General features: G+C 59.1%; 25 protein-coding genes and 1 pseudogene. 13 read left to right on the top strand and 13 right to left on the bottom strand.

What is annotated here, in order from left to right:
- Positions 1-201: 201 nt before the first annotated feature.
- The 4 genes from AC1DKH_RS17695 to AC1DKH_RS17680 form a co-directional block, all read right to left on the bottom strand.
- Positions 202-777: a TetR/AcrR family transcriptional regulator gene (locus tag AC1DKH_RS17695; RefSeq protein WP_477798778.1), complete on the bottom strand. Its 576-nt coding sequence runs from the start codon at positions 775-777 to the stop codon at positions 202-204.
- Positions 778-1,069: 292 nt separating this feature from the next.
- Positions 1,070-4,219: an efflux RND transporter permease subunit gene (locus AC1DKH_RS17690; protein ID WP_477798777.1), complete on the bottom strand. Its 3,150-nt coding sequence runs from the start codon at positions 4,217-4,219 to the stop codon at positions 1,070-1,072.
- The gene (locus tag AC1DKH_RS17685) at positions 4,216-5,325 is read right to left on the bottom strand and encodes an efflux RND transporter periplasmic adaptor subunit (RefSeq protein WP_477763494.1); all 1,110 of its coding nucleotides are present in this window, start codon (positions 5,323-5,325) and stop codon (positions 4,216-4,218) included. The genes AC1DKH_RS17690 and AC1DKH_RS17685 overlap by 4 nt, the downstream gene beginning before the upstream one ends.
- Positions 5,258-5,473 carry a hypothetical protein gene (locus AC1DKH_RS17680; RefSeq protein WP_477754083.1) on the bottom strand — a complete coding sequence of 72 codons (216 nt, stop codon included), beginning with the start codon at positions 5,471-5,473 and terminating at the stop codon, positions 5,258-5,260. The genes AC1DKH_RS17685 and AC1DKH_RS17680 overlap by 68 nt, the downstream gene beginning before the upstream one ends.
- A gap of 70 nt (positions 5,474-5,543) precedes the next feature.
- On the opposite strand from AC1DKH_RS17680, the gene AC1DKH_RS17675 reads away from it, so the two are divergent.
- A complete protein-coding gene (locus AC1DKH_RS17675) occupies positions 5,544-7,004 on the top strand; it encodes an efflux transporter outer membrane subunit (protein ID WP_477798776.1) in 1,461 nt (486 codons plus the stop codon).
- 105 nt (positions 7,005-7,109) lie between these two features.
- On the opposite strand, the gene AC1DKH_RS17670 is transcribed toward AC1DKH_RS17675, so the two are convergent.
- The 3 genes from AC1DKH_RS17670 to AC1DKH_RS17660 all read right to left on the bottom strand — a co-directional run bounded on the left by AC1DKH_RS17670 (position 7,110) and on the right by AC1DKH_RS17660 (position 10,962).
- Complete coding sequence (locus AC1DKH_RS17670; protein WP_477798775.1) at positions 7,110-8,381, bottom strand: OmpP1/FadL family transporter; 1,272 nt, start codon at positions 8,379-8,381, stop codon at positions 7,110-7,112.
- Between the two features lie 199 nt (positions 8,382-8,580).
- On the bottom strand, positions 8,581-9,207 hold the full coding sequence (locus AC1DKH_RS17665) for a TetR/AcrR family transcriptional regulator (RefSeq protein ID WP_477754065.1): 627 nt from the start codon (positions 9,205-9,207) through the stop codon (positions 8,581-8,583).
- A 237-nt stretch (positions 9,208-9,444) separates the two neighbouring features.
- Positions 9,445-10,962, bottom strand: coding sequence for a nucleobase:cation symporter-2 family protein (locus tag AC1DKH_RS17660; RefSeq protein ID WP_477798774.1), 1,518 nt, complete (start codon positions 10,960-10,962; stop codon positions 9,445-9,447).
- A gap of 256 nt (positions 10,963-11,218) precedes the next feature.
- On the opposite strand from AC1DKH_RS17660, the gene AC1DKH_RS17655 reads away from it, so the two are divergent.
- Both AC1DKH_RS17655 and AC1DKH_RS17650 read left to right on the top strand, forming a co-directional pair.
- On the top strand, positions 11,219-11,500 hold the full coding sequence (locus AC1DKH_RS17655) for a BrnT family toxin (RefSeq protein ID WP_150755163.1): 282 nt from the start codon (positions 11,219-11,221) through the stop codon (positions 11,498-11,500).
- 3 nt (positions 11,501-11,503) lie between these two features.
- The gene (locus tag AC1DKH_RS17650; RefSeq protein WP_477754067.1) at positions 11,504-11,809 is read left to right on the top strand and encodes a BrnA antitoxin family protein; all 306 of its coding nucleotides are present in this window, start codon (positions 11,504-11,506) and stop codon (positions 11,807-11,809) included.
- A gap of 55 nt (positions 11,810-11,864) precedes the next feature.
- Here AC1DKH_RS17650 and AC1DKH_RS17645 read toward each other — a convergent pair whose 3' ends face one another.
- A complete protein-coding gene (locus AC1DKH_RS17645) occupies positions 11,865-12,695 on the bottom strand; it encodes an arylamine N-acetyltransferase family protein (RefSeq protein ID WP_477798773.1) in 831 nt (276 codons plus the stop codon).
- 177 nt (positions 12,696-12,872) lie between these two features.
- On the opposite strand from AC1DKH_RS17645, the gene AC1DKH_RS17640 reads away from it, so the two are divergent.
- Positions 12,873-13,211, top strand: coding sequence for a hypothetical protein (locus AC1DKH_RS17640; protein WP_477798772.1), 339 nt, complete (start codon positions 12,873-12,875; stop codon positions 13,209-13,211).
- Positions 13,212-13,246: 35 nt separating this feature from the next.
- Here AC1DKH_RS17640 and AC1DKH_RS17635 read toward each other — a convergent pair whose 3' ends face one another.
- Both AC1DKH_RS17635 and AC1DKH_RS17630 read right to left on the bottom strand, forming a co-directional pair.
- Complete coding sequence (locus AC1DKH_RS17635) at positions 13,247-14,653, bottom strand: DUF1254 domain-containing protein (protein WP_477798771.1); 1,407 nt, start codon at positions 14,651-14,653, stop codon at positions 13,247-13,249.
- Between the two features lie 112 nt (positions 14,654-14,765).
- The gene (locus AC1DKH_RS17630; protein WP_477798770.1) at positions 14,766-16,364 is read right to left on the bottom strand and encodes a sensor domain-containing diguanylate cyclase; all 1,599 of its coding nucleotides are present in this window, start codon (positions 16,362-16,364) and stop codon (positions 14,766-14,768) included.
- Between the two features lie 217 nt (positions 16,365-16,581).
- Between AC1DKH_RS17630 and AC1DKH_RS17625 the strand changes: the two genes are divergently transcribed.
- Complete coding sequence (locus AC1DKH_RS17625) at positions 16,582-17,049, top strand: hypothetical protein (protein WP_477798769.1); 468 nt, start codon at positions 16,582-16,584, stop codon at positions 17,047-17,049.
- A 142-nt stretch (positions 17,050-17,191) separates the two neighbouring features.
- Here the strand turns inward: AC1DKH_RS17625 and AC1DKH_RS17620 are convergent, their stop codons facing one another.
- The gene (locus AC1DKH_RS17620; protein ID WP_477798768.1) at positions 17,192-18,946 is read right to left on the bottom strand and encodes a L,D-transpeptidase family protein; all 1,755 of its coding nucleotides are present in this window, start codon (positions 18,944-18,946) and stop codon (positions 17,192-17,194) included.
- 85 nt (positions 18,947-19,031) lie between these two features.
- Between AC1DKH_RS17620 and AC1DKH_RS17615 the strand changes: the two genes are divergently transcribed.
- The 8 genes and pseudogenes from AC1DKH_RS17615 to AC1DKH_RS17580 all read left to right on the top strand — a co-directional run bounded on the left by AC1DKH_RS17615 (position 19,032) and on the right by AC1DKH_RS17580 (position 25,396).
- The gene (locus AC1DKH_RS17615) at positions 19,032-19,733 is read left to right on the top strand and encodes a murein L,D-transpeptidase catalytic domain family protein (protein WP_477754074.1); all 702 of its coding nucleotides are present in this window, start codon (positions 19,032-19,034) and stop codon (positions 19,731-19,733) included.
- 108 nt (positions 19,734-19,841) lie between these two features.
- A complete protein-coding gene (locus tag AC1DKH_RS17610; RefSeq protein WP_477798767.1) occupies positions 19,842-21,563 on the top strand; it encodes a copper resistance system multicopper oxidase in 1,722 nt (573 codons plus the stop codon).
- Positions 21,564-21,573: 10 nt separating this feature from the next.
- Positions 21,574-22,437: a copper resistance protein B gene (locus AC1DKH_RS17605; RefSeq protein WP_477798766.1), complete on the top strand. Its 864-nt coding sequence runs from the start codon at positions 21,574-21,576 to the stop codon at positions 22,435-22,437.
- 49 nt (positions 22,438-22,486) lie between these two features.
- Positions 22,487-22,870, top strand: coding sequence for a copper homeostasis periplasmic binding protein CopC (gene copC / locus AC1DKH_RS17600; protein ID WP_477798765.1), 384 nt, complete (start codon positions 22,487-22,489; stop codon positions 22,868-22,870).
- Between the two features lie 3 nt (positions 22,871-22,873).
- The gene (gene copD, locus AC1DKH_RS17595; protein WP_477798764.1) at positions 22,874-23,830 is read left to right on the top strand and encodes a copper homeostasis membrane protein CopD; all 957 of its coding nucleotides are present in this window, start codon (positions 22,874-22,876) and stop codon (positions 23,828-23,830) included.
- Positions 23,831-24,017: 187 nt separating this feature from the next.
- Positions 24,018-24,257 (top strand): type II toxin-antitoxin system RelB/DinJ family antitoxin, encoded by a 240-nt coding sequence (locus tag AC1DKH_RS17590; RefSeq protein ID WP_477798763.1) that lies wholly within the window; start codon positions 24,018-24,020, stop codon positions 24,255-24,257.
- Positions 24,247-24,534, top strand: a pseudogene (locus AC1DKH_RS17585) (type II toxin-antitoxin system RelE family toxin). The gene AC1DKH_RS17590 and the pseudogene AC1DKH_RS17585 overlap by 11 nt, the downstream one beginning before the upstream one ends.
- 76 nt (positions 24,535-24,610) lie before the next feature.
- Positions 24,611-25,396: a transporter substrate-binding domain-containing protein gene (locus tag AC1DKH_RS17580; RefSeq protein WP_477798762.1), complete on the top strand. Its 786-nt coding sequence runs from the start codon at positions 24,611-24,613 to the stop codon at positions 25,394-25,396.
- 65 nt (positions 25,397-25,461) lie between these two features.
- Here AC1DKH_RS17580 and AC1DKH_RS17575 read toward each other — a convergent pair whose 3' ends face one another.
- Both AC1DKH_RS17575 and AC1DKH_RS17570 read right to left on the bottom strand, forming a co-directional pair.
- Positions 25,462-25,683, bottom strand: a complete 222-nt coding sequence (locus tag AC1DKH_RS17575; RefSeq protein ID WP_477798761.1) for a hypothetical protein — start codon at positions 25,681-25,683, stop codon at positions 25,462-25,464.
- Positions 25,684-25,789: 106 nt separating this feature from the next.
- Complete coding sequence (locus AC1DKH_RS17570; RefSeq protein ID WP_477798760.1) at positions 25,790-26,170, bottom strand: DUF6124 family protein; 381 nt, start codon at positions 26,168-26,170, stop codon at positions 25,790-25,792.
- Positions 26,171-26,413: the final 243 nt, after the last annotated feature.

The following is a 26,413-nucleotide window of genomic DNA, read 5'->3' as shown; positions in this document are numbered from 1 at the left end:
ACACACCGGAAGTGTAGACATGGGTAGGTATCCGCAGCCCAAACGCGAGACTAGACGTACGCTCGTCAGATTGAGTGCGCGCAAAAAGAATTCAGAGAGTGTGAGCTGAGCGGCTGAAACCACTTACGAGGCGGGAAAACGGACCGAGCCAGCAGGGGCAGAATCGGTCGTTTTATGACGCAGAAAAAGGCTGATCGAACCTCAGTGATGCGTTTCGGTAACCCGAAGTCCATCTAAAATGAAATCAAATCCTGAAAACTGTTCGTAATTGTCGCTCAGCGCCCAAGATACAAAGCTGCCACCTTCCAACGTATTCAAGATGAACCTGGCAACCTTCACGCCGTCCAGTTCGGCTTTGAGTTCCCCTGCCGCTTGGCCCAGTGCGATAGTGGCCTGAAGCCAATTGAGATGGATTTCGAAAAAGTCCCGCGTCAATTCCTTCAGGCTTTCAGGCAAAGCCAGCAATTCCGCCGCCAGGGCGCCGCAGAGCGGAAGCATCGCGTTTTTACTGCTTTGCGCGAACATCAAGGCGAAGGCATTGAGCCGATCGATAATGCCGGTATTTTCATCATTGATGCATTCCAGCTGATTCTTGAACCGGAACAGATAACTCTCAACGATGGCAATCGCCAGACTTTCCTTGGTGGGAAAGTGGTGGTGAATACTCGCCTTCTTGATACCGATGTCTTCCGCCAGATCGGCATAGCTGAAGGCTGCGTAGCCCTTGGTACGCAACAGAATCTCAGCGCTGGTCAGGAGATCGGAACGTGTACTCATGATGCCGTTTCCAGATTTATCAATGCGGCATCATAAATTAGTACTTCTTCATAAGACAGCGCTCAGGTTGCGCACCTATGAACCACCCTCCGAAAAACCCGCCTTCTGGCGCAATGCTGATTCTTTGTAGGAGCGAGCTTGCTCGCGATGGTCGTTAACGATGACGCGTATTTGCTGGCTAAACGCGGCGCTCTTGAGTCCATCGCGAGCAAGCTCGCTCCTACAAAGAATCAGCATTGGCCTTCTCAGGCGGGCTTTTCCGTTTTGGCGTTCCGTCGGATATGACCTACGGCTAAAGTTTTGTGGTCAGGTGAGCGGCGAGAGGACGGGGTGGCGTCCTATCCACCAGGCTTGCTTGCTTATTCGCTGTTTCAGTTTGACCCGTATTGTCAGGACGGATCTTGAACCAGATGGCGTACATCGCTGGCAGGAACACCAGCGTCATGATGGTTCCGACGAACGTGCCTCCGATCAGCGTGTAGGCCAGCGTCCCCCAGAAGACGGAGTGTGTCAGCGGAATGAATGCCAGGATTGCCGCCAGTGCTGTCAGCAGTACCGGGCGGGCACGTTGTACCGTGGCTTCGACCACTGCATGAAACGGGTCCAGCCCTTCTTGCGCGTTGTGATGGATTTGCCCAATCAGAATCAGCGTATTGCGCATCAAAATGCCCGAAAGGGCGATTAGACCGACCAGAGCGTTGATACCAAACGGCTGCTGGAAGATAAGCAGTGTCGGCACCACACCAATCAACCCCAGTGGCGAGGTGAGGAACACCATGATCATCGCCGAGATCGAACGGACCTGCACAATGATGACCAGCAGCGTCATGGCAATCATGATCGGGAATAACGGCAACATCGCTTTACCGGCCTTGCCCGACTCCTCGATGGCACCCGCCTGCTCAATCCGGTATCCGCCAGGCAGCTTGTCGATGACCGGCTGTAGCTCCTTCATGATCACGCTCGAGACGTCCGGTGGCTGCAAGCCTTCGGCAATGTCACCACGCACGGTGATGGTCGGTGTGCGGTCACGACGCCGCAGGACCGGATCTTCCATACGCACATCGACCGCTCCCACCTGGGACAACGGAATCCGCTGACCCGCCGTACCTACCAACGTAAAGCCTTCTATCTTGGCGGGATCGAGCCGGATATCACCCGCTGCGCGACCCACCACCTGCACCGAACGAATGTCCTCACGAACCGCGGTGATCGGTACTCCGGCCAGCAGGAACTGCAATTGCTGCGCGACTGAATTTGACGTCAACCCCACCGCCTCCAGGCGATCCTGATCCAGAGCAAAATGCAGCGTCGGCGTCAGCGGCCCCCAATCGGTGTTGACGGTTCTCATCATCGGGCTCGACTGCAACACGTCCTGTACCTGGCCCGCAATCTCGCGCAACGTTGACGGATCAGGTCCCATCACCCGGTAGGCAACAGGGAATGGCGAGTACGGCCCGAACACAAGCTGAGTCACCCTGACACGCGCTTCTGGGGCAAGTCCCTCGGCCGCCGCTTCGCGGATACGGAACTTGAGGGTCTCGCGCGCCTCCTGGCTGTCCGTCAGCACCACAATCTTCGCGAACGACGGATCAGGGAGTTCCGGCGCCATTGCCAGATAGAAGCGCGGCGCGCCTTGCCCGATATAGGCCGTGACGATCTTTGCCTCAGCCTGCTTTTGCAGCCAGGTCTCTATCTTGGCGGTGGTGGCGCTGGTCTGCTCAATGGAGGCTCCATAAGGCATTTGCACTTCAATCAATACCTCGGGACGGTCCGAGGTAGGAAAGAACTGCTTCTTGACCAGGCTCATGCCGAGGATCGCCACGACAAACGAAGCGATGACAGTGCCGGCCACCAGCCATTTGCGAGCGATGACTCGCGTCAAAACCTGGCGGAAGCGGTTGTAGCCAGGGGTGTTGTAGATGGCCGCGTGACCACCCTCGACTTTCTTGATGTTCGGCAACATCTTCACCCCCAGGTATGGGGTAAAAGCGACCGCAACCACCCAGGAGGCAATCAGGGCAATGCCCACGATCCAGAACATGTTGCTGGTGTACTCGCCGGCTGTCGATTGCGCGAAGCCGTTGGGCATAAAGCCGATAGCCGTCACCAGCGTACCGGAAAGCATCGGCGCGGCGGTATGACTCCAGGCGTACGCGGAAGCTTTGATGCGGTCGTAGCCCTCTTCCATTTTCACCACCATCATTTCGATAGCGATGATGGCGTCGTCCACCAGCAGTCCGAGCGCCAGAATCAACGAGCCGAGGGTAATACGGTCAAAGTTCTTTCCTGTGGCCGCCATCACCACAAACACCACGGCCAACGTCAATGGCACAGCCGCAGCGACCACAACGCCTACCCGCCAGCCCATGCTGAGAAAGCAGACAAGCATCACCACAAGCAGCGCGACGAAGAATTTGACCATGAACTCGCCGACGGCCGAATCGATATTTACAGATTGATCGGTGACCTTGGAGAGCGTCATGCCCAAAGGCATGCCTTCATTTATCTTGACCGTCTCCGCGTCCAACGCCTTGCCGAGGTCAAGGCCGTTCCAGCCCTCACGCATCACGATCCCCAGCAACAAGGCTTCTTCACCGTTATTGCGCACGAGAAAGGTTGCCGGATCTTCATACCCACGTTCGATCGTCGCCACGTCGGCGAGTTTGAGCGTGCGCCCCTGAACCGCAATGGGTGTGTCACGAATCTTTTGCACCTTATCGAGGGCGCCATCCAGCCGGAGGAAGACCTGTGGCCCATTGGTTTCGATCGAACCGGCGGGCGTGAGCACGTTTTGATTATTCAGCGCGGCAAAGATGTCCTGAGGAGATACGCCCAAGGTGGCCAGCCGATCATGGGAAAAGGAAACAAAGATACGTTCCGGCTGCTCCCCAATGATGTTGACCTTTTTCACGCCCGGCACATGCAACAGTTGTTGGCGCAACGACTCTGCATCACGCACCAACAGTCGCTGCGGCTCGCCTTTGGCTTTCAGGGCGAAAAGCGCAAATGTCACGTCCGAAAACTCGTCGTTGACCATTGGCCCGATGACACCCGCCGGCAGCTTCCTGGCCTCGTCGTCGAGTTTTTTACGCGCCTGATAGAACTCCTCCTGCACTTGCGAGGGCGGCGTACTATCGAGCAGTGACACCATCGTGAAAGCAAGGCCAGGACGGGTGTAGGTTTCCGTGCGGTCGTACCATTTCAGTTCTTGCAGGCGTTTTTCAAGTGGCTCTGCTACCTGATCCTGCATCTCCTGTGCCGTGGCGCCCGGCCACGCGGTAATGACCGTCAACTGCTTGACCGTAAACGGAGGATCTTCCGCACGCCCCAGCTGAAAGAACGACAAGATGCCCGCAACGGCAATCAGGAAGATCAGAAACACCGTGATAGAGCGCTCACGAACGGCGATCGCGGAAAGATTGAAGCGCCCCTCGCTCATGGACGACCCCCGGCAACTTTGACGCCATCCTGTTGAGGCAATCTCACCTCTTCACCTTCGCGCAACAGATGTGCGCCTAACGCTACGATCTGCTCGCCGACTTTAAGGTCGCCCGCGACTCGCACTGTGTCGTCGCTCAAGCCCAGGACTTGTACAGGTCGCCAGGCCACCTTCGCCGGTGTACCGGCGATGACCCACACGCCAGTGCCTTGGCCTGGGTCATAAACGGCTGCAATCGGTACTTGCAGCCCCTGCCCTTGCGTGGTGCCCTCAGCGATCCGAAGCGTGACGGTCGAACCTATCGGTGCATTGGCCAGCGCGCCGTCAAGCACATACCGCGCCTCGAAGGTACGTGTCATTCGGTCGGCCGAGTCAGAAAGCAGCCTCAGCTTCGCTGTAACAGCATCCGTGGCATTGCCATAAAGCGTCGCCTGCGCGGTGGATCCTGCTGCGGGGCGCAACGTCTCGGGCAGGTGCACGATCGCTTCGCGCTGCCCTGCCCGCGCCAGTCGAACCACGGGCTGTCCCGGGCTGACAACTTGTCCTGGCTCGGCGAGCGTCTCCACCACAACGCCGTCGGAATCCGCAAACAGCACCGCATAACCAGAAGCATTACGGGCAACGTCAGCCTGCGCGTCTGCAGCGCTGAGCTGCGCCTTTGCCGTATCGGCTGCGGCTTTGATCTGGTCATAGGCCGATGCAGAAATAGCGCCTGCGGCAACCAGACTGCGGTATCGCGCCTCGTCATCGGCTGTCTGCCTGGCTCGGGCCCGAGCCGCTATGACCGACTCTTGCTGTGCTCGCGCCTGCAACCCCAGGTCGATTGGGTCGAGGCGCATGAGTGGCTGACCACGCTTAACGGTCTGACCGGTATCAACCAGACGCTCAAGTACCTTGCCTGATACCCGAAAGCCAAGGTCGCCCTGGACGCGGGCAGCCACTACACCAGTGAAGGAACGCGAGACGTCGGACGAAGCCTGAACAGCAGTGGACCTCACCAAAGGGGCATGCGTGCGTGGATCTTCAACGGTGGATGAATCACCGCACGCCGTCAGGACGAGAGGCAACAAGCAAGCGGCAATAGGGAAAGGTCGAAGCCGGCGCATAGGTTCCCTTACTTAAAAATAGGACGAGCGTCATATTCTCAGCCAGGTGACTATAAGTGTCAATGGTCACAAACCATGAAACATCCAGTGTCTCAAGCTCAACACAGAAACCGCCGTTATCAACGAGGAAAACCAAAAATTTGCTCAAATCGCCTCAATTGACAGAGTGTGACTATTGCGTAATATGGTCACAAACATCCTCTATCGAAGGAATCTCAATGCCGCCCCTCCGTCCCATTGCTCTTTTGGTCAGCGCCGGCTTATTGGCAGGTTGCGCGGTCGGTCCGGACTACCATCGTCCAGAGGCTCCGCTTTCGGATCGTTACCTGGGTCAGCCTTCTGTCGAACAGCGGCGTGGAGCGACGCCGACCAACCTTGCAGCCTGGTGGGAAGGCTTTGGCGATCCAGTGCTAACCGAATTCATCTCCAAGGCGCTTGAGCAGAATCTGGACCTGGCGCAGGCGTCGGCGCGAGTCACGCAGGCGCGGGCCGGACTAGGTGCTGCAAATGCCGCTTTACTCCCCTCAGGGAACATCAACGGACAGGCCGCGCGCTCCTACCAGTCAATCGAGACGCCGCTCGGCCAGGTGTTGAACTCAACGCCTGGCAATGATCGGTACGCAAGTTCCTACGAGGCCAACCTCGATGCCAGCTGGGAGGCAGATGTCTTTGGCGGATTGCGCCGCGCACGCGAAGCTGCCCTGGCCGAGTACCAGGCTTCCCAGGCGGGCGCCGCTGCCACACGACTGGCCATCGCCGCGCAGACCGCTGATATCTACATCACTATCCGCGGACTGCAGGCCCGGCTGGACATTGCGAATCGGCAAGTCAAAACGCAGCAGGCGCTACTAGAGAAAGTCCAATTGCTCTACAGCAAGGGGCTCGCCGCCAACTACCAGGTTCTCCAGACCGAGGGGGAGCTATCGCAGGTCCAAGCGACAGTGCCGGTCCTGCAGACCGGTCTGGATGCTGCCATGAATGCGCTGGATGTGATGCTCGGCACGCCACCCGGCACTCACCGCACGCAACTGGCAAGTGCGGGGAGCATTCCTGTAGCACCGCAGTTGAAGGCGATGGGAACGCCGGCCGATTTGCTGCGCCGCAGACCAGATCTCATTGTGGCTGAGCGCCGTCTCGCCGCCTCAAACGCACGCATCGGGGAGGCGATTGCCGAGTACTACCCGAAATTCTCCCTTAGCGCATTGCTGGGCAGTGCCACGGCTGTATCCGCAGGCAACCTTTTCACCAGCGGCGCCAGCCAGTCGGCGGGCGTATTGGGTCTACGCTGGAGACTCTTCGACTTCGGTCGTATTAACGCCCAAATCGACCAAGCCAAGGGACAGGAAGCCGAAACCCTGGCCGCTTACCGTCAGTCCGTGCTGCGCGCCACCGAGGATGTCGAGAACGCGCTCTCCGCCCTGGTGAATCGGGAAGCTCAAGCAACCATCCTCACCGGGGGAGAGGCGTCTCTGACGCAGGCTCGCCAATCGTCGTTCATTGCCTATGAGAAAGGCACGGCCAGCCTGATCGATGTGCTGCACGCCGACGAGACGATGCTGCAGGCTTCTGATGCCCGAGCGCAAGCACGAACGGAATCGGCACGAGCGGCGGTTGCGGCATTCAAGTCGCTAGGTGGTGGCTGGCAACCTCTTGAAGCCCAGCCTGTTGCGACACGATGACCTGATAAGGTGACGTAGCACTACAGAAAGGCTCGAGATGTGCTCTTAAAGGTCGGGAGGCAACGCGTGCTCCCGACCGGACAGTTATCGTGTAACAGTACTCAACTAGAAACGGTAACTGACAGAAGTACCGAGCCCGCTCGCACTGTTCTTGTATTTGGCACTGTATGCACCTCTGGTCGGCGAGGTTTCGTTGACCTGCACGCTCTCCTCCCACAGGTAGGAATAAGCAACATCGATCGTGACGTTGTCCGCCGGAGTCCAGCCAGCACCGAAGCTGACAACCTTCCGGTCGCCTGTAGGAATGCGTGGTCCCCGGTTGGTGTTGTTGGTGGGCGACTGATCAACCGACAAACCTGCGCGAAGTACCCATTGGTTGTTCAGTTGATACGCCGTACCAATAGCGTGAGCCCATGTATCGTGCCAATTCTGTTCTTCGGTAATGGTGCCTAGCGCGCCGCTCAACGCAGGGGGTAAACCTGTGTTCTCGATGGTTAACTCTTTGAAGCGACTCCAGCGAGTCCAGGTGCTCCCCAAGTAGAGGGTCCAGTCGTTATCAAGCTGATGAGTCACCGAGAAATCCACTGACTCTGGTGTATCCACATCCAGCGAAGCGTCATAACTCCGGCCGCTGACCCCCAACACGCTAAAGATGCCGTCAGTGACCTTGGTCTTGGCATCCAATTGATAACTGACCCTGGAATGGTAGGTCATGCCCAAACGGGTTCGGTCTGTAGCCTGCACCAGGATACCGGCGTTGAAACCGAGGGCCGTGTCGTCGCCAGAGCTTTTGAGTTTTCCGTCGTTGCGACCAGGACTGAGTGGGTTGGGCACCATACCGGACAGCTCACCGCTGATACGGTTGATGGTCGGACCGAACCCGATCGAAACTTTGTCGTTAAAGGCATAGCTGATGGTGGGCTGGAACGTAAAAGTCGTGACCTCGCTTTTATTGGCGTAGTAACGCCCGGCAAAACCGCTGCCATAGTCAGTCATCAGACCGAAAGGTACATAAAAACCCACACCAAACGCCCAATGCTCATCGATAGGTTTGACGTAGTACCCCATAGGTACCGTGGTGGTTGGAACCATGTCGCCGTCTTCCTGGCCTCCGAATGTACTGCGGGTTTGGCTTATGTCGGACTTGGCGAAAAGAGTCGCCGCCCCCACGCTGACCTGCTCTCTTTTCAAGCGAGACATTCCCGCGGGATTACCGAAGACCGTGCTCGCATCTTCAGCGGAGGAGGCGCGACCGGCAAACCCGGATCCCATCCCACTGATGCTTTGTTCATTGAGAGCGAAGCCGCTTGCAAAAACGTTTGAGGATGCGAGCACGACAGCAAGGCCCAATGGGCTCTTGAGCAATATTGTTTTCATTGTTTGAACTCTATGGGTATCACTGAGATGAAACAGTAGAAGCGACGCATCCCCATACTTATTCATGTGACCAATTCAGTCAATAGTCACAAAGCAGATAAATAAAATGCCCTTCGACGGATGAGAAGAAGGGCAAAGTGAAAAGCCGTTTTGATGATCTGGTGCTTACCCGGGTATGCCGTAAACCTTTAGCCGAGGGTCAAGGCATGAGGCTACGCAAGATGAGGTTGGAGGTGAGCGTGGGCGCTTCCTCGACGAAATCGAGGTTGTACTGCAGCAGCAAAGGATTGACGAATGGCCGCAGCGCGAGATGTATCGCTTCTACTGTCTCGTCCAGTGGAGTCTTGCGTTCAAATTCGCCAATTTCTCGCCCTTCCCGCACGATTTGCAACACGAAGTGTTTGATCTGTGCGTCATAAACCTGCGAACTGGGCCAGCTTTCCGACGCCGCGAACGCTGCAATGTCATACAGCTTTCGGTCGTTGAAGAACAGATTCACACCTGTGGCGATCACAGTTTTGACCAAGCGTCGAAAGCGCTCCGTCGGCGACAGGTCTTCTACATTGATTGCCTGCTCCACAGCCGCGACGATTTCTGCCAGACAATTTGCGCAGATGGCTTCACCGATCGCCTGCTTGGAATCAAAAAATTTGTAGATGTAGGCCTTTGAAAACCCGATGGCCTTTGCCAGGTCGGAAACCGTGGTTTTGCCGTAGCCGTACTGACTGAAATGTTCATTGGCCGCCGCGACAATCTGGTCTCGAATGTCGTGATCGGCTGGGCCACGGGGGCTGGGCGAAGATGAAGATTTTGATGGCTGATTCATGAGCACAGCTTACTCACCCTATCGAAGACTGACAACTTGTGACCGATTAGTTTTATAGTCACAAATCGACCGTTTTGAACGACTTTTCCGAGCGATCACACATGCTGCGGCCCTGTTCATGGGGTATCGAAAGGATCAGGGGCTTTTTTGTAGTTTTTCATAAAGTCAAAAGATCGCAGCCTGCGGCAGCTCCATGTAGGAGCTGCCGCAGGCTGCGATCTTTTGATCTACCGGCCTTTAGACATGCTCACTGCTTTTCGCGTGCACCGCCCGTGGTTCTGCCACGCCGTGTTCCGATTCCAGCACCGGAATCTCCTTGCCGTCGCAATCGTGCAGTTTACCGTCGCTGAAGTAGTCCCCTTCGCGCAACGCCGCCAGATCCTGATAACGCAGCACCCGCTCGGTACCGGCCGCAAACACCGATTGCTGGTCAGAGTTACCGGCGGTGAGATGGTTGAAGGTCAGGTTCAGCACGATAGCCATGATCGCTGACGAGCTGATGCCCGAATGGAAAATGGTCGCGAACCAGCTTGGGAAGTGATCGTAGAAGTTCGGCACCGCGATCGGGATCATGCCGAAGCCGATGGAGGTGGCGACAATGATCAGATTGACGTTGTTGCGGTAGTCGACCTTGGACAAGGTCCGAATGCCGCTGGCCGCGACGGTGCCGAACAGCACGATGCCGGCGCCACCCAGTACCGAGGTCGGCACGGCGGCGATAACCCGGCCCATGAACGGCAGCAGGCCGAGGATCACCAGGAACAGACCGCCAGTGGCCACCACGTAGCGGCTCTTGATGCCGGTGACCGCCACCAGGCCGACGTTCTGGGCGAAAGCGCTCTGGGTGAAGGATCCGAAGATCGGCGCGAACATGCTCGACAGCATGTCGGCACGCAGACCGTTGCCCAGGCGCCTGGAATCGACCTTGGTGCCGATGATCTCACCGACGGCCAGAATATCCGCCGAAGTTTCCACCAGCGTCACCATCACCACGATGCACATCGACAGGATCGCAGCGAAGTGAAAGGTCGGCATGCCGAAATGGAACGGCGTCGGGAAGCCGAACATCGGGCCCTGGGTTACAGACGAGAAATCCGCCATGCCGAGGAACACCGCGATCACCGTACCGATGACCATGGCCAGCAGAATCGACAGGCGGGAGATGGTCGCACTGCCGATCTTGCTCAGCAGCAGTACCAGCACCAGCGTTACCGCCGCCAGACCGATGTTCGCCATGCTGCCGAATTCCGGCGCGTGGCTGTTGCCGCCCATAGCCCAGCGCGCGGCTACCGGCATCAGCGTCAGGCCGATGGTGGTAATCACGATCCCGGTCACCAGCGGCGGGAAGAACCTGGTGATACGCGAGAACACCGGGGTTATCAGCAACCCGATCAGGGACGCCGCTATCACCGCACCCAACACCGACTGAAACCCGCCCTCCCCGCCACTGCTGACAATCGCCACCATGGTCGCGACACCAGAGAAGGACACGCCCTGCACCAGCGGCAATTGACAACCAAAAAACGGTAAGCCCAGGGTTTGCAGCAGTGTTGCCAGCCCCCCCGCAAACAATGAAGCAGCAATCAACAAACCGATGTCCGCCGGCGAGAGCCCGGCCGCCTGGCCGATGATCAATGGCACCGCGACAATACCGCCATACATGGTCAGAACATGTTGCAGGCCATAAGCCATATTCGCGCCGATCCCAAGATTTTCGTCCTCGGGCCGTTGGTGTGAAACATGGGGCGTTTTCATGGTAGGGGGTTCCCTGGTTTTTGTTATTCGCACACTGTATGCAATAGTCAGGACAAATGTCTATAGAGTTGTATACAACTTATCAGTCACAAAATGGATACCTGTCCATTTCCACCTGCTACCCACCCTCCAGGCCCCGCCAAAAAACCTTGAAATACATCCCTCCCTGTCCAGACACGGGTGCTGGCTAGTCTTTCGAATTCCTGGCGACCATCGGTAAGGCCTGCCCCTTTCATATACATATAAAGTATGCATAATGAAGTCATTCGAGATTCAGTTCCACAAGGCAAAGAACGCAGCCAACAAACTCAAGCACCAAGGCATCAGCCTCGCAGAGACTGAACCGGTATTCCATGACGAACGGGCGCTGACCATCGAGGACAACCACCATGATGAACAACGCTGGATCACCCTGGGGCTGGATGCCAAAGGTCGATTGCTGGTCGTCGCGTACACCCATCGCGATCCGGATTTCGTTCGAATCATTTCCGCGCGCATCGCCACCAAAAGCGAGCGCCGTCAGTACCTGGAGGCATGACCGATGAAAGACGAATACGATTTCAGCAACGCCAGGCGCGGGGCCGTGGTGCCCGCCAAAGGCAAGACCCGCATTACCATCATGCTCGATGACGCTGTCATCGAAGCCGCCCGCGCACTGGCAGAAAACGAGGGGTACGGCTACCAGACGGCGATCAACAATACGTTGCGCCGGGCCCTGCTCAACGAAGGCAAGACCACACAACTGAAACCAACCCTCACCCCTGCCGAACTCAAGGGCCTGGAGCAGAAACTGGCAGAGGCCTTGCGCGAAATTCAACGGGTGATGGAGCCGGGTATTCGGCCCTGAAACACCAAGGGCCGATCAATCGGATCAGCCCTTGGTGATGTCTACGATCAGCCCGCTATTGCGGCGCTGCGATCAATCGTTCCAGTGTCCGCACCAATTGCGCCTGTTCCGGTACGCGAATGCCGAACTCGCTGCCCAGCAGGCCGATCAATTCCTGCACATCCGTCACCTGCCGCCGCTCGCTGTCGTGGCCAATCCGGTGGATCGCGAAGTTGCCGTTGTTGAGCGTACGCCGCCACCCCTCCCCGGTGCGCGCCACCATCAATTGCTCGGCGAAAGCCGACTCGGGGTGGGTCGAGACGTACCAGTTGCCCACGGCAAAATCGATATCCTCCTGGCGTTGCAGGTCGAAGATGTACATCGCTCGCCATTCCCCCGCAACGTTGGCGCGCAGGGTAAAGCCGTCGACGTGCAGGTCGATGCGATACGGCTCGTGAGGGGTGAGTTGTTCGGCGCGGGAATCGAGCAACAGGGGCGCGGTCGGTACCATGCCGCCGAAGCCGACGTCGGTGATGTAGCGCACGTCATCGATGATGACCAGGCTCAAGCGATGGGTCCGGGCAGTCCAGGCGCCCTCCGGCTGGCCCATCACCACCCGGCCGCTGATGGCACGGGCGTCGAAACCCAGCGCTTGAAGCAAGGCCAGGAACAGGTTGTTGAGTTCGTAGCAGTAACCGCCACGACCGTCATGCAAGACCTTCTGCTCGATGGACGGCAAGTCGATCAGCACCGGATCGCCGGATAATGTGGTGAGGTTTTCAAACGGGAAAACGCCGGTATGGCGCAGTTGCAGTTGGCGCAAGGTTTCCAGGGTCGGTGCCGGAGGTGCGTCGAAGCCCAGGCGTCGCAGATACAAAGCACGGTCAGTCAGGCATGGCTCGCTCATCGCTCAATCCTTTTGCACGCAAGCGGCGGATTACTCCGCCAGTGGCCGCTATGTATACGGGATCAAGCACTGCCGCCGACAATTGATTTAGCCAATCACCGGAAATGAAAAAACTCTACTGCGCTTGCGCAGCCCTACACACCAGCATCAGGTAACGACTCATCCCTGGAGACGACCATGATGAACATCAGAATGACTTCGCTGCTCTTGGCGGGATTGTTGTCGGCAACGCCCCTGGCCACGCCCCTGGCCACGTTGGCGGCGTCCGGCAATGGCAATGGCACGCCCGGTACGACATCGGGCGCCACCCGCAACCCAACCATGCGGCCAGACAACAACCGACCCAGCGCACCCTCGGGTGACTACAGCCGCAGTCATGGCCCCGGCTCGTCAATCGGCAGCACCGGCGTCAATGGTCCGGGTAGCGGCGCGGGTGGTGGAACCGGCGCCCCCGGAGGTGGAACCGGCGGTGCTGGCGGCGGGACGGGCAGCTGGACAGGCAAAAGCAGCCGATGACGTGCAGTCATTGGCTGTTTTTTGTCGCCAGGGGCTTACATCGGCTTGACCGCCGGCGGGTTCCATTGGCCATTCAGCGCCTCGGCTTTCGGGCCGTACAAACGCATCGTCAGGTTGAACGGGCCTTTGGGCGCCGGCAGCCAGTTGGCCTCCAGATCCTTGCCGGGGCTTTCGTTCTGGAAATAGAGGTCCAGCGAGCCATCGGCGTTGGCCTTGAACGGCATCCAGCTACTGACCGCAAAACGATTGAGCGAGTTGCCGACCTGGAAACCTTCCGGGTCATACAGGGTGATCGACCAGAAGGCGTTCACCGGCGGCGCCTCGCCCTTGTTGAAATGCAGCACGTACTTGTTTGCACCCTCGAGCGGCTTGCCGTCACTGTCGCCGATGTTCAACGGATAAATCGCATCCTCGGGCAGGTTGGCACCGAGCCCCATCTGCGTAACGATGGCGCGCTTAAGGTAGTAGTTGCCGTAGACGCCCATGGTGTCGGTGTTCATCGACCAGCCATTGACCTCCCGCGCCAGGGTCGGCACTTTCCAGGTCATCAAGGCCTGCGCATCCTGCGGCACCGTTTGCAGCGCGGCCCGGATCTGCGGGTCCAGCGCGTCCATGTCGAACGGCTTGCCGGCTTCGATGCCGATACGCTTGATCTGCGCCAGCATTGGCTGGTCGGTGCTGTGCGGCGGGTTCACCTTCAGCAGGTCAGCCGCGTAAGTGAAGTAATTGGCAGCCGACATGGAATCGACCTGAATCTTCGGCGGCGTTTTCATGTCCACCGCCGGGTCGACCTTCACGGTGACGGCTTCAGGCTCCTTGCCCAAGCGGGACAACGGCGTCACCGTGTAGCCGGCCTGGATCTTGTGCACCGCCGCGTAATCCGCCGCACCGTCGGTCTTGGTTCGGCCGATGATCCAGACAAAGGGCGTGGGTGCCGGCAGGTGACTCATCCCGGCGGGCACCGTGCCGGTCCACCCCGGTGGCGTCACCAAAAATTGCCCGGCCTCGGTGCCCGTGGTGCGCCAGCCCGGCGAAGCGAACACATCAGTCCACATATCCAGCATCGGTAACAGGTAGAAGCGCCCGTCGGTATCCGGCGCGGCGATCACCAGCGGTTCCTTGGTCAAGTCCAGCCAGGCAATCGAATACAAGGTGTCGAAATTAGCCCGCACCACCCCTTTGAACTCGGCCGGCGGATACTGCGGCACACTCACAAACATGTTCATCGGGCCTTTGCCGAATTCCTTGCCCGGTTCGATGTTGGTGAACTGCTTGCGGGTAATGTCCATGCTCAGCAGCGGGTAAAAATAGATGTAGGCATCCACGCCGATCGCGTGAGCTTCTGCGGCAGTGATTTTCGATTGCGCGTGGCTGGCCAGCGGGAAGATGGCAGCGGCTGCGACGGTCAGAGCAACGGCTGTCAACGCTTGGGGTATCAACATGTTGGCGATCGTCCGTGCGAGGGGGAGCCTGCCGGGTTCGGCAGCGCTAACGGAACTCTAGACGATCAATTCAGCCAGGCCCGGGAGGCGGACCACCGGCAGGAAAAGCACTTCAACGATCGGAACGCATCAACGCCTCGACACCACCGGCCATCGACAACGTGGCCACGCGGTTTCGCCCCGAATGCTTGGCCTGATACAACGCCGCATCCGCCCGCTCGACAAACACGTCCATGCTGTCACGCCCCGACGGCACGAACGAATAGCAACCCAGACTGACCGTTACGTAGCCATTGGGCGAGCCGGTGTGACTGATGCTCTTGTCAATGACGCTGCGGCGGATCTGCTCGGCAATCGTCATGGCACCGTGGATGTCGGTGTCCGGCAGCAACACCGCAAACTCTTCACCGCCGTAACGCACCGCCAGATCGGCCTTGCGGTGGCAACAACTCTTCAACGCGCGTGCCACTTCGGCCAGGCAGTGATCCCCCACCACATGGCCGTAGGTATCGTTGTAGCGCTTGAAGTAATCGATATCGAGCATGATCAGGCTCAAGGGGCTGGCCTGCCGGGCGCCGCGCCCGAACTCGATGCCCAGCGCCCGCTCGAACAATCGGCGGTTGGCCAGCCCGGTCAGGCTGTCGTGGGTGGCGATCAGCTCCAGCGCTTGCTGGGCCCTGCGCAAATCCGACTCGACCCGCTCGCCAACACGCACCTGATACAGGAACACCCACCCGAACAAACCCACGACCAGCAACACCAGGGCAACGATAAGACTGGAGCGAAACGCCGTGTCGTACCAGCCCGCGAGAATGGTCTCCGTGGACGACGCAGCGGCTACTACCAGCGGATACGCCTCCAGCTGGCGGTAACCGTACAGGCGTGTCACACCATCGATGATGGACGTGAACATCGCATTGCCGGAGGTGGCCAGTGGCAGGAACTTCTGGAAAATCTCGCCCTGGGCCAGCGACACGCCGATCTGCGCCTCTACAAAAGGTCGACGCGCCAACAGCGTGCCATCGGTCAGGCCGAGAAACATCGAGCCGTTGTCGTCGAGGCTGAAACTTTTGAAGAACTGGTCGAAGTACGACATCTTGATGCCGGCCAGCAACACGCCCTGGAAATGCCCGTTCCTGTCGTTGACCCGTTTGGAAACCGGAATGATCCACTCGCCGTTTTCCCGGCTGCGGATGGCCGGGCCGATGTGCGCCACCGACGATACGTTCTGCTGGTGATACTTGAAGTACTCGCGATCCGCGACCCCGGCACCCCGGGGCAGGTTCTCAAACGAGGTCACCACCCACTGGCCCTTCTGGTCGAACAGCAGGATGCCGTGCAACTGATCCAGCGCCAGCACCCGCCGGGCGAAGGTCTGCTGCAAGCGTGGTTGTTGGTCCGGGCCGAAACCGTCGACCTGAATCCAGTCCACCAGACTGGTCAGCACCAGGTCGGCCTTCATGAAGGTGTCTTCGGCTTGCTGCGCCATGGCCCGCGTCAGGTTCGAAGACGCCACTTGCGCCAGGCTCAGATCATGGCGACGGGACTGTTCCAGTTGCAGGTAGAGCAAACCGCACAGGCACAGACACACCGTGGCAATGAACAACACCGCGGCCTTGCGCAGCGGTATGCGTTTCAATGCGACGCCAGGGGCGTGGTCCGGGTCGTTAAAGCGAGTGGGCAAAAGTTCATCCTGTCGGGGGCAAGGCATGGGCACCGACCCAAAGCCCTCAATCTTTATGGGCCGTAGTTTACGGGGTTATCCATGATAAATGGGTGGCCACTTGCCCAGCGGTATCACACCTGCCCGGGGGTGCTGCCCAAGCACAGCGCCTGCACCCTGCATGTGCCGCAAACATGACCCAAGGCAAGCGCGCCCCCCGCATCAACGAGCTACGATTAGTCTGAACTCCACACAGGGAATCGACATGAGCAAGGCAGACGAGCTCGCGGCAAAATTGAAACAGACACGGCTGACCAGCGCGGATCAGGCGATCGATGCCTGGCCGAGCCAGGTCTACGAACTGTATCAACGGATAGAAACCTGGCTGCTGCCCCTGACCGAAGCGGGCCTGGTCCTGCGGCGCAACCCCACCCACGTGTTCGAGAGTCACCCCAATGGCGACGCTTACAACTACGCCATCGACCAGTTGGTGATTGCCGGCAACGAGCACAGCCTCACCTTTGACCCGGTTGCACGCTTCACTGCAGATGGCGATGGGCGGGTCGAGATTCACTCCCAAGGCAACGAATTCGCCCTGTTGCGTACCGTGGACGAACACGGTGAAACACACTGGTGGCTACAAACGATCGAGCAGGCCACAGCGCAGCTGGATGCGGTGGCGCTGACGGAAAGCGATCTGCTTTTAGTCGTGCAACAAGGGCTGGCGCTTTAGGGGGGAGCTGAATACCGCCCTTCCTTGTAGGAGCGAGCTTGCTCGCGATGGACCTGAGGGCGACGCGTTCATCCAGACAACACGCGTTATCGTTAACGTCCATCGCGAGCAAGCTCGCTCCTACAGTGTCCGCGTCTATTCATTACTGTTGGTTCTGTCCCTTCACCACCAGCGGTACCTCTGCTCGACGCAAGTCCAGAGCGGGCAACTTCACAGGCTGACTCAAGCCCTGCAGCACCCTGGCATCGTAATCATAGATGTCAGGCTTGAACGTCACCCGCCCGTCCTTGCTCAGGTCCACGGTCCAGTAAGCCAACAGCACCGGCACTTTCACCGGTAGCTGGATGTTCTCGGTCCTGCCATTGGCCAACTGCTTCTGAATGCCGGCGCTGTTCCAGCGCACCGGGTCGTTGAACAACAACTCGACCAGTTGCAATGGGTTTTCCACGCGGATGCAGCCTGAACTGGTGGCCCGAACCGTTTTGGCAAACAGTTCGCGGTGCGGCGTGTCATGCAGGTAAATCGAATAGTCGTTGGGGAAGCGGATCGCCACCTGCCCCAGCGAACTGTCGGGCCCGGCATCCTGACGCAGGTGGATGCCTCGCGGGTTGCTCCAGTCAACGCTCGACGGATCGAGCACATTGCCTTCGCGATCAAGCACGCGAATCCGGTTGGCCTCCAGATAGCCCGGATCGTTCTGGACTTTTGGAATCACGTCCTGCTTGAGAATGGTCGGCGGCACGGTCCAGGTCGGGTTGAACGTGATGTAGGTGATTTCGGCCTGGAACACCGGCGTGCTGCGCACCGGTTTACCGACTTGCACCCGCGAACGCCAGATCGGCAGACCGTCGCGGTACATCGCCACCTTGTATCCGGCGATATCGACGATCACGAACGTGCCCTGAAGCTTGTACAACAGCCACCGGGCGCGCTCCATGTTGACCCGCACCTGATCGATCCGCGCCTCGACCGGCACGTTCAGTGCCGCCAGCGTCGCCGCCCCCGCCACGCCATCGGCACCCAGGTATTGCTCGGTCTGATACTTCTTCACCGCGGCAATGACCTTATCGTCGTAACCGGCCTTTTTCGACAGCTGCGGGTCCAGGTATCCGCCCGCCACCAGACGCGCACGCAATTGTGCGACAGCCGCCCCGTCCATGCCGGGCTTGAGCGATTGCCCTTCGGTGACTTTCGGCCAGCCGCCCGCATCACGAACCTGGCGCAACCGGGCCAGGCCCTCACGCAAGTTGCGGTAAATCTCTTCCTGAGGAGGCGCCTCGGCAAAGGCACGCGCCACGTCATGGGCATCGAGGGCGGCGAACAGGTTGTTCATGTCTTCGCGGGCATCACCGCCGGAAGGCTCGAAATTCCAGTGAATGTCCAGCCGCGACGGATCGACCTTGCCCCGCCGCAGTTGCAGCAGCGCGGTGATGAACGTGCGGGTCGCCGCCATGTCGAACATCGCCCGTTGCGCCGTGGAAGGCATGGCCACTACCAGCGATTCATGGGCCTGAGCCAGTTCGGAGATGCGGAAATCCGCCGGATTCAGGCCGTCGATCCGGGTGTCTTCAAGGCTCTTGAGTAACTGGGCCACGTCACGTTCATCTGTCCACGCGGCGCGATAGTTGCGATGCATATAGAAATCCAGCACCACCCGGCTGACATCCACGCGCTGATAGCGCCGGGAAGTGAGCAACGGCGGAAAGGCCGAACGCAGCGGTTCCAGTGTTGCCTGAATCGCCTGGCCGACCGCATCGTCGGGCGCTGCGGCATCGATTGTGCTGCTTGCTGCAGATACCGGCTCAATCGGCGAAGTTTGCCCAAACGCCGCACCGCTGATCAGAAAGCCCATAAAAAATATGCGGCTTATGACGAATGACCTTGTTAATTGCACCATGGATAATCCTTAATCACCCGTTTCAAACGGCTAGCTTTCTACTCGCTGCCAGCTAGACTCGAAATTATCATGATGAGACCCGACTATGGCGCTCAACCGCTTTGGCCCTTTGTTTGCCATTTTACTGACGTGCCTTTCAGTAACGTCAGCCTACGCCGATTCGCTTGAAAACGCGCTGGTCAAAGCAGCTCCAGGCGCCGACGCCAAAGTGATTGCCCTGGCGGTTCGCGCAACCCAATGCAGCCGCGCCCAAGGTGTCGCCCCCGCCCAAAGACTGGCGGTGATCGATTATTCCCTGCCTTCGACCGAACAACGCCTGTGGGTCTTCGACCTTAAACGGCGCAAGTTGCTGTTTCACGAACTGGTCGCCCATGGCCGCAACAGCGGTGAAAACATGGCCACGCTGTTCTCCAACCAGAATGAAAGCCACGCCACCAGCCTCGGCCTGTTCCGCACACAAGAGAGCTACCTCGGCCAGAACGGTTACTCGCTGCGCATGGAAGGCCTGGAGCCCGGCTTCAACGATAACGCCTTTGACCGGGCCATCGTCATTCACGGCGCGCCCTATGTCAGCCCGGTGCTGGCCCGCGCGAATGGCCGGATCGGCCGCAGCCTGGGTTGCCCGGCCGTCAGACCGGCGATTGCCCATCGACTGATCGATTCGATGAAGGACGGGCAGTTGCTGTTTTCCTACTACCCGGACCAGCGCTGGTTGAAGTCGTCTTCCTACATCAACTGCGGCAGCGATACCGTGGCCTCGAGGGAAAAGACCACTTCGCGCCAGTAAGCAACGCCCCAACCTGTCAAAACTGTAATCCCCGCCTCAGCCTGCTGAAAGGCACCGCCCGTTAGCCTCGTCGACAAGTTCAACAGGCTGACGGGCGGAACAAACGGCATGCACTCCCACACTTCAAGACGCACCTTCGTCAAAGGCCTGGCCATCGGCGGGCTCTTCGGCGGCCTCGGGTTATGGCGCACGCCGGTCTGGGCGATCAGCAGTCCCGGCGAACCGCAGGTGTTGGCCGGTCACGATTTCGACCTGTACATCGGCGAATCCCCGGCCAACTTCAGCGGCAGCCCACGCACCGCGATGACCATCAACGGCGGCATCCCCGGCCCGCTGCTGCGCTGGCGTGAAGGCGATACGGTGACGCTGCGGGTGCGCAACAAACTCAAGGACAGCACCTCCATTCACTGGCACGGCATCTTGCTGCCGACCAACATGGACGGCGTGCCGGGGCTGAGTTTCAAGGGCATCGAGCCGGGCGGCATGTACGTCTACCAGTTCACCGTGCGACAGAACGGCACCTACTGGTATCACAGCCATTCGGGCTTTCAGGAGCAATCCGGCGTCTACGGCCCGCTGGTGATCGACGCCAAAGACCCGGAGCCGTTCCAGTACGACCGCGACTACGTGGTGATGCTCAGCGACTGGACCGACGAAGACCCGGTCGGCCTGATGAAGACCCTGAAAAAGCAGTCCGATTACTACAACTTCAACAAACGCACCGTGGGCGACTTCATCCACGACGTCAGCGAAAAAGGCTGGGGGCCGACCGTCGCCGACCGCAAGATGTGGGCCGAGATGAAGATGAACCCCACCGACCTGGCGGACGTCGGCGGCGCCACTTACACCTACCTGCTGAACGGCCAGGCGCCGGACATGAACTGGACCGGGGTATTCCGCCCGGGGGAAAAGCTGCGGCTGCGCTTCATCAACGGCTCGTCCATGACCTACTTCGACGTGCGCATCCCCGGCCTGAAAATGACCGTGGTCGCCGCCGATGGCCTGCACGTCAAACCGGTGAGCGTCGACGAGTTTCGCATTGCCGTGGCGGAAACCTTCGACGTCATCGTCGAACCGATCGAAGCGGCCTACACCCTGTTCGCCCAGGCGATGGATCGCACCGGATTCGCACGCGGCACCCTGGCGGTAAAAGCGGGACTGATTGCGCCGCTGCCGCCACTGGACCCGCGCCCGCTGGTGACCATGGATGACATGGGCATGGCCGGCATGGGTATGGCCGGCATGGACCACGGCAGCATGGCGGGCATGGATCACGGCAACATGGCCATGGGCGACATGCCCGGCATGCAGTCCCACCCGGCCTCGGAAACCGACAACCCGCTGGTGGACATGCAAGCCATGTCCACCTCACCGAAACTCGACGATCCCGGCATGGGCCTGCGCAACAACGGTCGCCGTGTGCTCACCTATTCCGACTTGCGCAGCACCTTCGAAGACCCGGACGGCCGCGAGCCCGGCCGCACCCTGGAACTGCACCTGACCGGGCACATGGAAAAATTCGCCTGGTCGTTCAACGGCGTGAAGTTCTCTGATGCAGAACCTCTGCGCCTCAAGTACGGCGAGCGGCTGCGGATCGTGCTGGTCAACGACACGATGATGATGCACCCCATCCACCTGCATGGTTTGTGGAGCGACCTCGAAGACGAGAACGGCCAGTTCATGGTGCGCAAACACACCATCGACATGCCACCGGGCTCCCGGCGCAGCTATCGGGTCACCGCCGATGCGCTCGGCCGCTGGGCCTATCACTGCCATCTCCTGTACCACATGGAAATGGGCATGTTCCGTGAAGTTCGCGTGGAAGAATGAGGCGCACCCCATGATTCGATTCACCCCGGTTTTTTTCGCACTCGCGACCTCGACGGCGATGGCCGCCAGCGATGACATGCAAGGCATGGATCACAGCCAGATGGACCACAGTCAGATGCAAAGCATGGACGAGGGCCAGATGCAGCCCGCCGCCCCCAGCGAAAGTCGCACACCGATCCCGGTGCTGACCGATGCCGATCGCGCTGCCGTGTATGCCGATCCCGCCGGTCACCACGTACATGACAGCACGCTCAATTCATTCTTCCTCGCCGACAAACTGGAATGGCAGGACGCCGATGACGGCAGCACCCTGGCCTGGGATTTGTCCGGCTGGGTCGGCGGTGACATCGATCGCCTGTGGCTGCGCTCCGAAGGCGAACGCAGCAACGGCGTGACCGAGGATGCGGAAATCCAGGCCCTGTGGGGCCACGCCATTTCCCCGTGGTGGGACGTCGTCAGCGGCGTGCGCCAGGACTTCAAGCCCGGCGCCCCGCAAACCTGGGCCGCGTTCGGCGTGCAAGGCATGGCGCTGTACAACTTCGAGGCCGAAGCCACGGCTTTCATCGGCGAAGGCGGCCAGAGCGCCGTGCGGCTGGAAGGCGACTACGACATCCTGCTGACCAATCGGCTGATCCTGCAGCCAACCGTCGAACTCAACGCCTATGGCAAAAACGACCCGCAACGGGGCATCGGCGCGGGGCTGTCCAACACCGAAGCCGGCCTGCGCCTGCGCTACGAAATCCGTCGGGAATTCGCGCCCTACGTCGGCGTGACCTGGAACCGCACCTACGGCAACACCACCGACTTCGCCAGTGACGAAGGCGAGGACCGCAGCGAAACACGCCTGGTGCTCGGTGTTCGGCTGTGGTTCTGAACAGACTCACCTCAAACCAACAACCGCTTCAAGCGGTAAAGGACCTTGCATGCGCCTCATCAAACCCACCGCCGTCGTTATCACGTTGCTCAGCGGCCTGCTCATGAGCACCCTCGCTCAAGCGCACCCCAAACTGCTCGCCTCCACCCCAGCGGAAGGCGCAGAAGGTACGCCGCCCGACAAGATCGAGCTGCACTTTTCCGAAAACCTCGTCACCCAGTTTTCTGGCGCCAAACTGCTGATGACCGAAATGTCCGGCATGGCCCACGCCCCGATGCCGGTCAAGGCCAAAGTCAGCGGCGGCAGTGATCCGAAGACCATGTTAATCACCCCGACAACCCCCTTGACTGCCGGCACCTACAAGGTCGAATGGCGCGCGGTGTCGTCGGACACCCACCCGATCACCGGCAACGTCACCTTCAAAGTGAAATGATCGATGAGCGACTCGGCCAACGTCGTGCTGCGGTTTGTGTTGTATGTGGATTTGATGCTGTTGTTTGGCGTGGCGCTGTTTGGGCTGTATAGCCTTAAAGGACGGGAACGACGTTCGGGGACCGTGCTGCCCTTTTGCGGATTGTTGGCGGGTTTTGCCGGACTCGGGGCATTGTTGTCGAGCGCCGGCATGGTGCTGATGGCCAGCACCATGAGCGGCGAATCAGACGTTGCCGAGTTGCGCCCTCACATCGAGATGATGCTGTTCGAAACCGACGTCGGGTTGGCCTGGGCCGTGCGGATGATTGCATTGGCGGTCGTGGGGCTGGCATTGACGTTCCACTCACGCGCCCCCGGCATCAGCCTGGTGATCGCCGCCACGGCCGGCGGCATCGCCCTCGCCAGCCTGGCCTGGAGCGGGCACGGCGCCATGGACGAAGACAGTCGCCGCTACTGGCACTTCACCGCGGACATCCTGCACCTGCAAATAGCGGGCGCCTGGCTCGGTGCGTTGCTTGCGTTTGCCCTGATGGCGCAAACCCGGGCCCTGCAAACCGAAGCTCACATACGGTTGCTGGCTCGCGCGATCAAGCGATTCGAACTTGCCGGCGCGCTGATCGTCGTGATCATCACCCTGACGGGCGTGGTGAACTACCTGTTCATCGTCGGGCCGAAGCTCGATGAGGTTTTACTCAGCCACTACGGAATTTTGCTGACGATCAAAGTGTTGCTGTTTGCCGGGATGCTGGTGTTGGCGGCGTTGAACCGCTTTCATCTTGGGCCCTTGCTGGAGCGGTCGTTGCGAGAGGGCCAATATCGCGTGGCAGCCCATGCACTTCGACGCAGTGTGGTGCTGGAAATGATCGCGGCGGTATTGATTGTGGGCTTGGTGGCGTGGCTGGGGACGTTGAGTCCGGAAGTGGAAATGAGCAATGTTCAGGGGGAAATCTCTGACACTTAAGTACTGATTTAAATTTGGGCCACCCAGGCCTGGGCAAAGGCCCAGGCGTTGGGATCTTTGCTGGTTGGCATTTTCATCCTCCCGAGTACGAATTTTCTCTAAATTAGCCGTACGTCTCGGCGGACTTGCCAATGAGGAACTCTTGATTCAATGTAATGACAAATGTCATTACATGAGAATCTATCCCATGGCATCTATCAACATCCGTATCGATGACGACCTCAAGGCTCGCGCCTTTCTCGAACTGGAAAAGCTCGGCGTCACGCCTTCCGAACTGATTCGCCAGGCCCTGCAATATGTGGCGGAGCGTGGTCAGTTGCCTTTCAAGCCTGTCTTGATGACTGAAGACGATGAGGCTTTATTGGCTACCGTGCGGGAACGGCTTGCATCTCCTCAACGAGTAAAGGTTTCTATAGATGACCTATAGCCTTGAGTTTGATGCCCGTGCATTGAAGGAGTGGCAAAAACTTGGCGACACAGTCCGACAGCAGCTCAAAAAGTAACTGGTGGAGATCCTGAACAATCCACGCATTGAAGCTAACCGCCTGCATGGTTTTCCCGACTGCTACAAGGTCAAACTACGTAGCAGCGGTTACCGCTTGGTCTATCAAGTGATTGACCAGGAAATTACTGTGTTTGTGGTAGCCGTGGATAAACGGGAACGTGAGCAGGTTTATCGCAAGGCGGCTGAACGTTTGAAGTAGTGGTCGATTTTTCACACCGGTGAAAGTTTCACTACACTCCCCTTCAAAACCACTCCAGCACAAAAGCCCGATAACAATGAAGAAAATCAACAGAGCAATGATGCTCGGCGGCTTGCTCGCACTCGCCCTTGGCGCTCAGGCAGAACCTTCGCATCTGGACAGCGTCATGCAACAGGGACAACTGCGCGCCTGCACCACCGGCGACTACAAGCCCTACACCCTCAAAGCCGGGGACGGCGAATATTCCGGCATCGACATCGCCATGGCCCGCACCCTGGCCGACAGCCTGGGCGTCAAGGTCGAGTGGGTGCCCACCACCTGGAAAACCCTGATGCCCGACATGCTCGCCGGCAAGTGCGACATCGCCATGGGCGGCATCTCGGTCACCCTGGAACGGCAGAAAAAAGCCTTCTTCAGCACCACCCTGGAAGTCGACGGCAAAATCCCGCTGGTGCGCTGCGAAGACCAGGCGCTGTACCAGACCGTCGAACAGATCAACCAGCCCTCGGTTCGCCTGGTCGAACCTGCCGGCGGCACCAACGAAGCGTTCGTTCACGCCTACCTGCCCCAGGCGCAATTGCAGCTGCACGACAACATCAGCATTTTTCAGGAACTGCTGGATAAAAAGGCCGACGTGATGATCACCGACGCATCGGAGGCGTTGTATCAGCAGAAACTCAAACCGGGCCTGTGCGCCGTCAACCCCACGCACTACCTGCAATACGGCGAAAAAGCCTACCTGCTGCCCCGCGACGACATCACCTGGAAGCTGTACGTCGATCAATGGCTGCATCTGGCCAAGGCGACGGGCAACTACCAGAAGATTCGGCGGCAGTGGCTGGTGGTGCCTGAAGCGAAGTAACGGGACACCCGCACAAAAAAAGGGCGCTCCCGTGGAAGCGCCCTTTTTTCATTGCGGACCGCGTATCAATCGTCGTGCAGCAATCCTGAACTGTATTCGCCGAAGCTATTGCCGAGCGCGCTGCCATGGAAATTCATCTTGGCGGCATTGCTGTGGGTCGGCCCCGGGCCAAAGCCGGCCGGCTGCACCGAGTCGGTCGAATAATCGCTATGGGAGCTCACACCGGAACAGGCACTCAGCAACAAAGCACCGGCAATCAGCGAAACTTTGACGAGGTTTGCGATCATTTTTTTATTCCTGTGGGTTGAGGCGCGGGGGGCATGACCTTTGGCAGTTATCCTACGCCTCGTCTGCGCCGGGGATCATGAAATTTTGTGGGGCGACAGCATTGGTTCAAGAACCGTGTGCACCTGGCAATATCTCACTCCCATTGCCTTGCGGATCGACATTGTCCAAGGCTCGATTCACCAACAACTCCCCCACCACCGCCAGTTGCTGAATCGACAGCGCCAAACTGCGGGTTGAACCTTCGAGCTTGCAAGCCAGGTCAGTGGTCAAGACGTTCAACGAGGCGAGGGTTTCGCAGGCATGGCACAGGAGCGTTTCAGTGTCGACGTTGGGAAGAATGGTGAACACATGGCACACGGGATCAGCGTGATTCGGGTTTCGCAGGCGTTTGCTGACCACCCGCTGAGAGTCAGCGGATAGTTGAGGAAGATCGAGAGAATCGGAAGCCATTGCGGTTTCCGGAGGGTCAGGCGTTATCTTTTTCATCGTTTTCGTTCCTAGAATTAACCAAAGGAACTGCCAGCATCACTTCCACATGATGGGGTGGCAGCTGTGCACGGGTGTGGAAGACCGGGGATCTAGATCGGCATAGGGGACGGCCTTGCCGTTCCCCTGCCACACCACCCGGCATGCGGGTCCGCACCGGGCGGTTCGAGAGATTGAGGTCAGGAGAGACGCGGCAATCCCAGGCGATCAAACCAAGCCAGATTCAGCACCCGATTCAACCAA

The sequence above is a fragment of the Pseudomonas sp. 05L36 genome (genome assembly GCF_056398125.1).
The sequence above is the reverse complement of the archived record's forward strand: the minus strand, read 5'-3'. Positions and strand labels throughout refer to the sequence as shown.

Bases quoted from the DNA above. Each gene is read 5' to 3' on its own strand.
- AC1DKH_RS17695 (WP_477798778.1), bottom strand. From the start codon at position 777: ATGAGTACACGTTCCGATCTCCTGACCAGCGCTGAGATTCTGTTGCGT.
- AC1DKH_RS17690 (WP_477798777.1), bottom strand. From the start codon at position 4,219: ATGAGCGAGGGGCGCTTCAATCTTTCCGCGATCGCCGTTCGTGAGCGC.
- AC1DKH_RS17685 (WP_477763494.1), bottom strand. From the start codon at position 5,325: ATGCGCCGGCTTCGACCTTTCCCTATTGCCGCTTGCTTGTTGCCTCTC.
- AC1DKH_RS17675 (WP_477798776.1), top strand. From the start codon at position 5,544: ATGCCGCCCCTCCGTCCCATTGCTCTTTTGGTCAGCGCCGGCTTATTG.
- AC1DKH_RS17670 (WP_477798775.1), bottom strand. From the start codon at position 8,381: ATGAAAACAATATTGCTCAAGAGCCCATTGGGCCTTGCTGTCGTGCTC.
- AC1DKH_RS17665 (WP_477754065.1), bottom strand. From the start codon at position 9,207: ATGAATCAGCCATCAAAATCTTCATCTTCGCCCAGCCCCCGTGGCCCA.
- AC1DKH_RS17660 (WP_477798774.1), bottom strand. From the start codon at position 10,962: ATGAAAACGCCCCATGTTTCACACCAACGGCCCGAGGACGAAAATCTT.
- AC1DKH_RS17655 (WP_150755163.1), top strand. From the start codon at position 11,219: ATGAAGTCATTCGAGATTCAGTTCCACAAGGCAAAGAACGCAGCCAAC.
- AC1DKH_RS17650 (WP_477754067.1), top strand. From the start codon at position 11,504: ATGAAAGACGAATACGATTTCAGCAACGCCAGGCGCGGGGCCGTGGTG.
- AC1DKH_RS17645 (WP_477798773.1), bottom strand. From the start codon at position 12,695: ATGAGCGAGCCATGCCTGACTGACCGTGCTTTGTATCTGCGACGCCTG.
- AC1DKH_RS17640 (WP_477798772.1), top strand. From the start codon at position 12,873: ATGATGAACATCAGAATGACTTCGCTGCTCTTGGCGGGATTGTTGTCG.
- AC1DKH_RS17635 (WP_477798771.1), bottom strand. From the start codon at position 14,653: ATGTTGATACCCCAAGCGTTGACAGCCGTTGCTCTGACCGTCGCAGCC.
- AC1DKH_RS17630 (WP_477798770.1), bottom strand. From the start codon at position 16,364: ATGCCTTGCCCCCGACAGGATGAACTTTTGCCCACTCGCTTTAACGAC.
- AC1DKH_RS17625 (WP_477798769.1), top strand. From the start codon at position 16,582: ATGAGCAAGGCAGACGAGCTCGCGGCAAAATTGAAACAGACACGGCTG.
- AC1DKH_RS17620 (WP_477798768.1), bottom strand. From the start codon at position 18,946: ATGGTGCAATTAACAAGGTCATTCGTCATAAGCCGCATATTTTTTATG.
- AC1DKH_RS17615 (WP_477754074.1), top strand. From the start codon at position 19,032: ATGGCGCTCAACCGCTTTGGCCCTTTGTTTGCCATTTTACTGACGTGC.
- AC1DKH_RS17610 (WP_477798767.1), top strand. From the start codon at position 19,842: ATGCACTCCCACACTTCAAGACGCACCTTCGTCAAAGGCCTGGCCATC.
- AC1DKH_RS17605 (WP_477798766.1), top strand. From the start codon at position 21,574: ATGATTCGATTCACCCCGGTTTTTTTCGCACTCGCGACCTCGACGGCG.
- copC (WP_477798765.1), top strand. From the start codon at position 22,487: ATGCGCCTCATCAAACCCACCGCCGTCGTTATCACGTTGCTCAGCGGC.
- copD (WP_477798764.1), top strand. From the start codon at position 22,874: ATGAGCGACTCGGCCAACGTCGTGCTGCGGTTTGTGTTGTATGTGGAT.
- AC1DKH_RS17590 (WP_477798763.1), top strand. From the start codon at position 24,018: ATGGCATCTATCAACATCCGTATCGATGACGACCTCAAGGCTCGCGCC.
- AC1DKH_RS17580 (WP_477798762.1), top strand. From the start codon at position 24,611: ATGAAGAAAATCAACAGAGCAATGATGCTCGGCGGCTTGCTCGCACTC.
- AC1DKH_RS17575 (WP_477798761.1), bottom strand. From the start codon at position 25,683: ATGATCGCAAACCTCGTCAAAGTTTCGCTGATTGCCGGTGCTTTGTTG.
- AC1DKH_RS17570 (WP_477798760.1), bottom strand. From the start codon at position 26,170: ATGAAAAAGATAACGCCTGACCCTCCGGAAACCGCAATGGCTTCCGAT.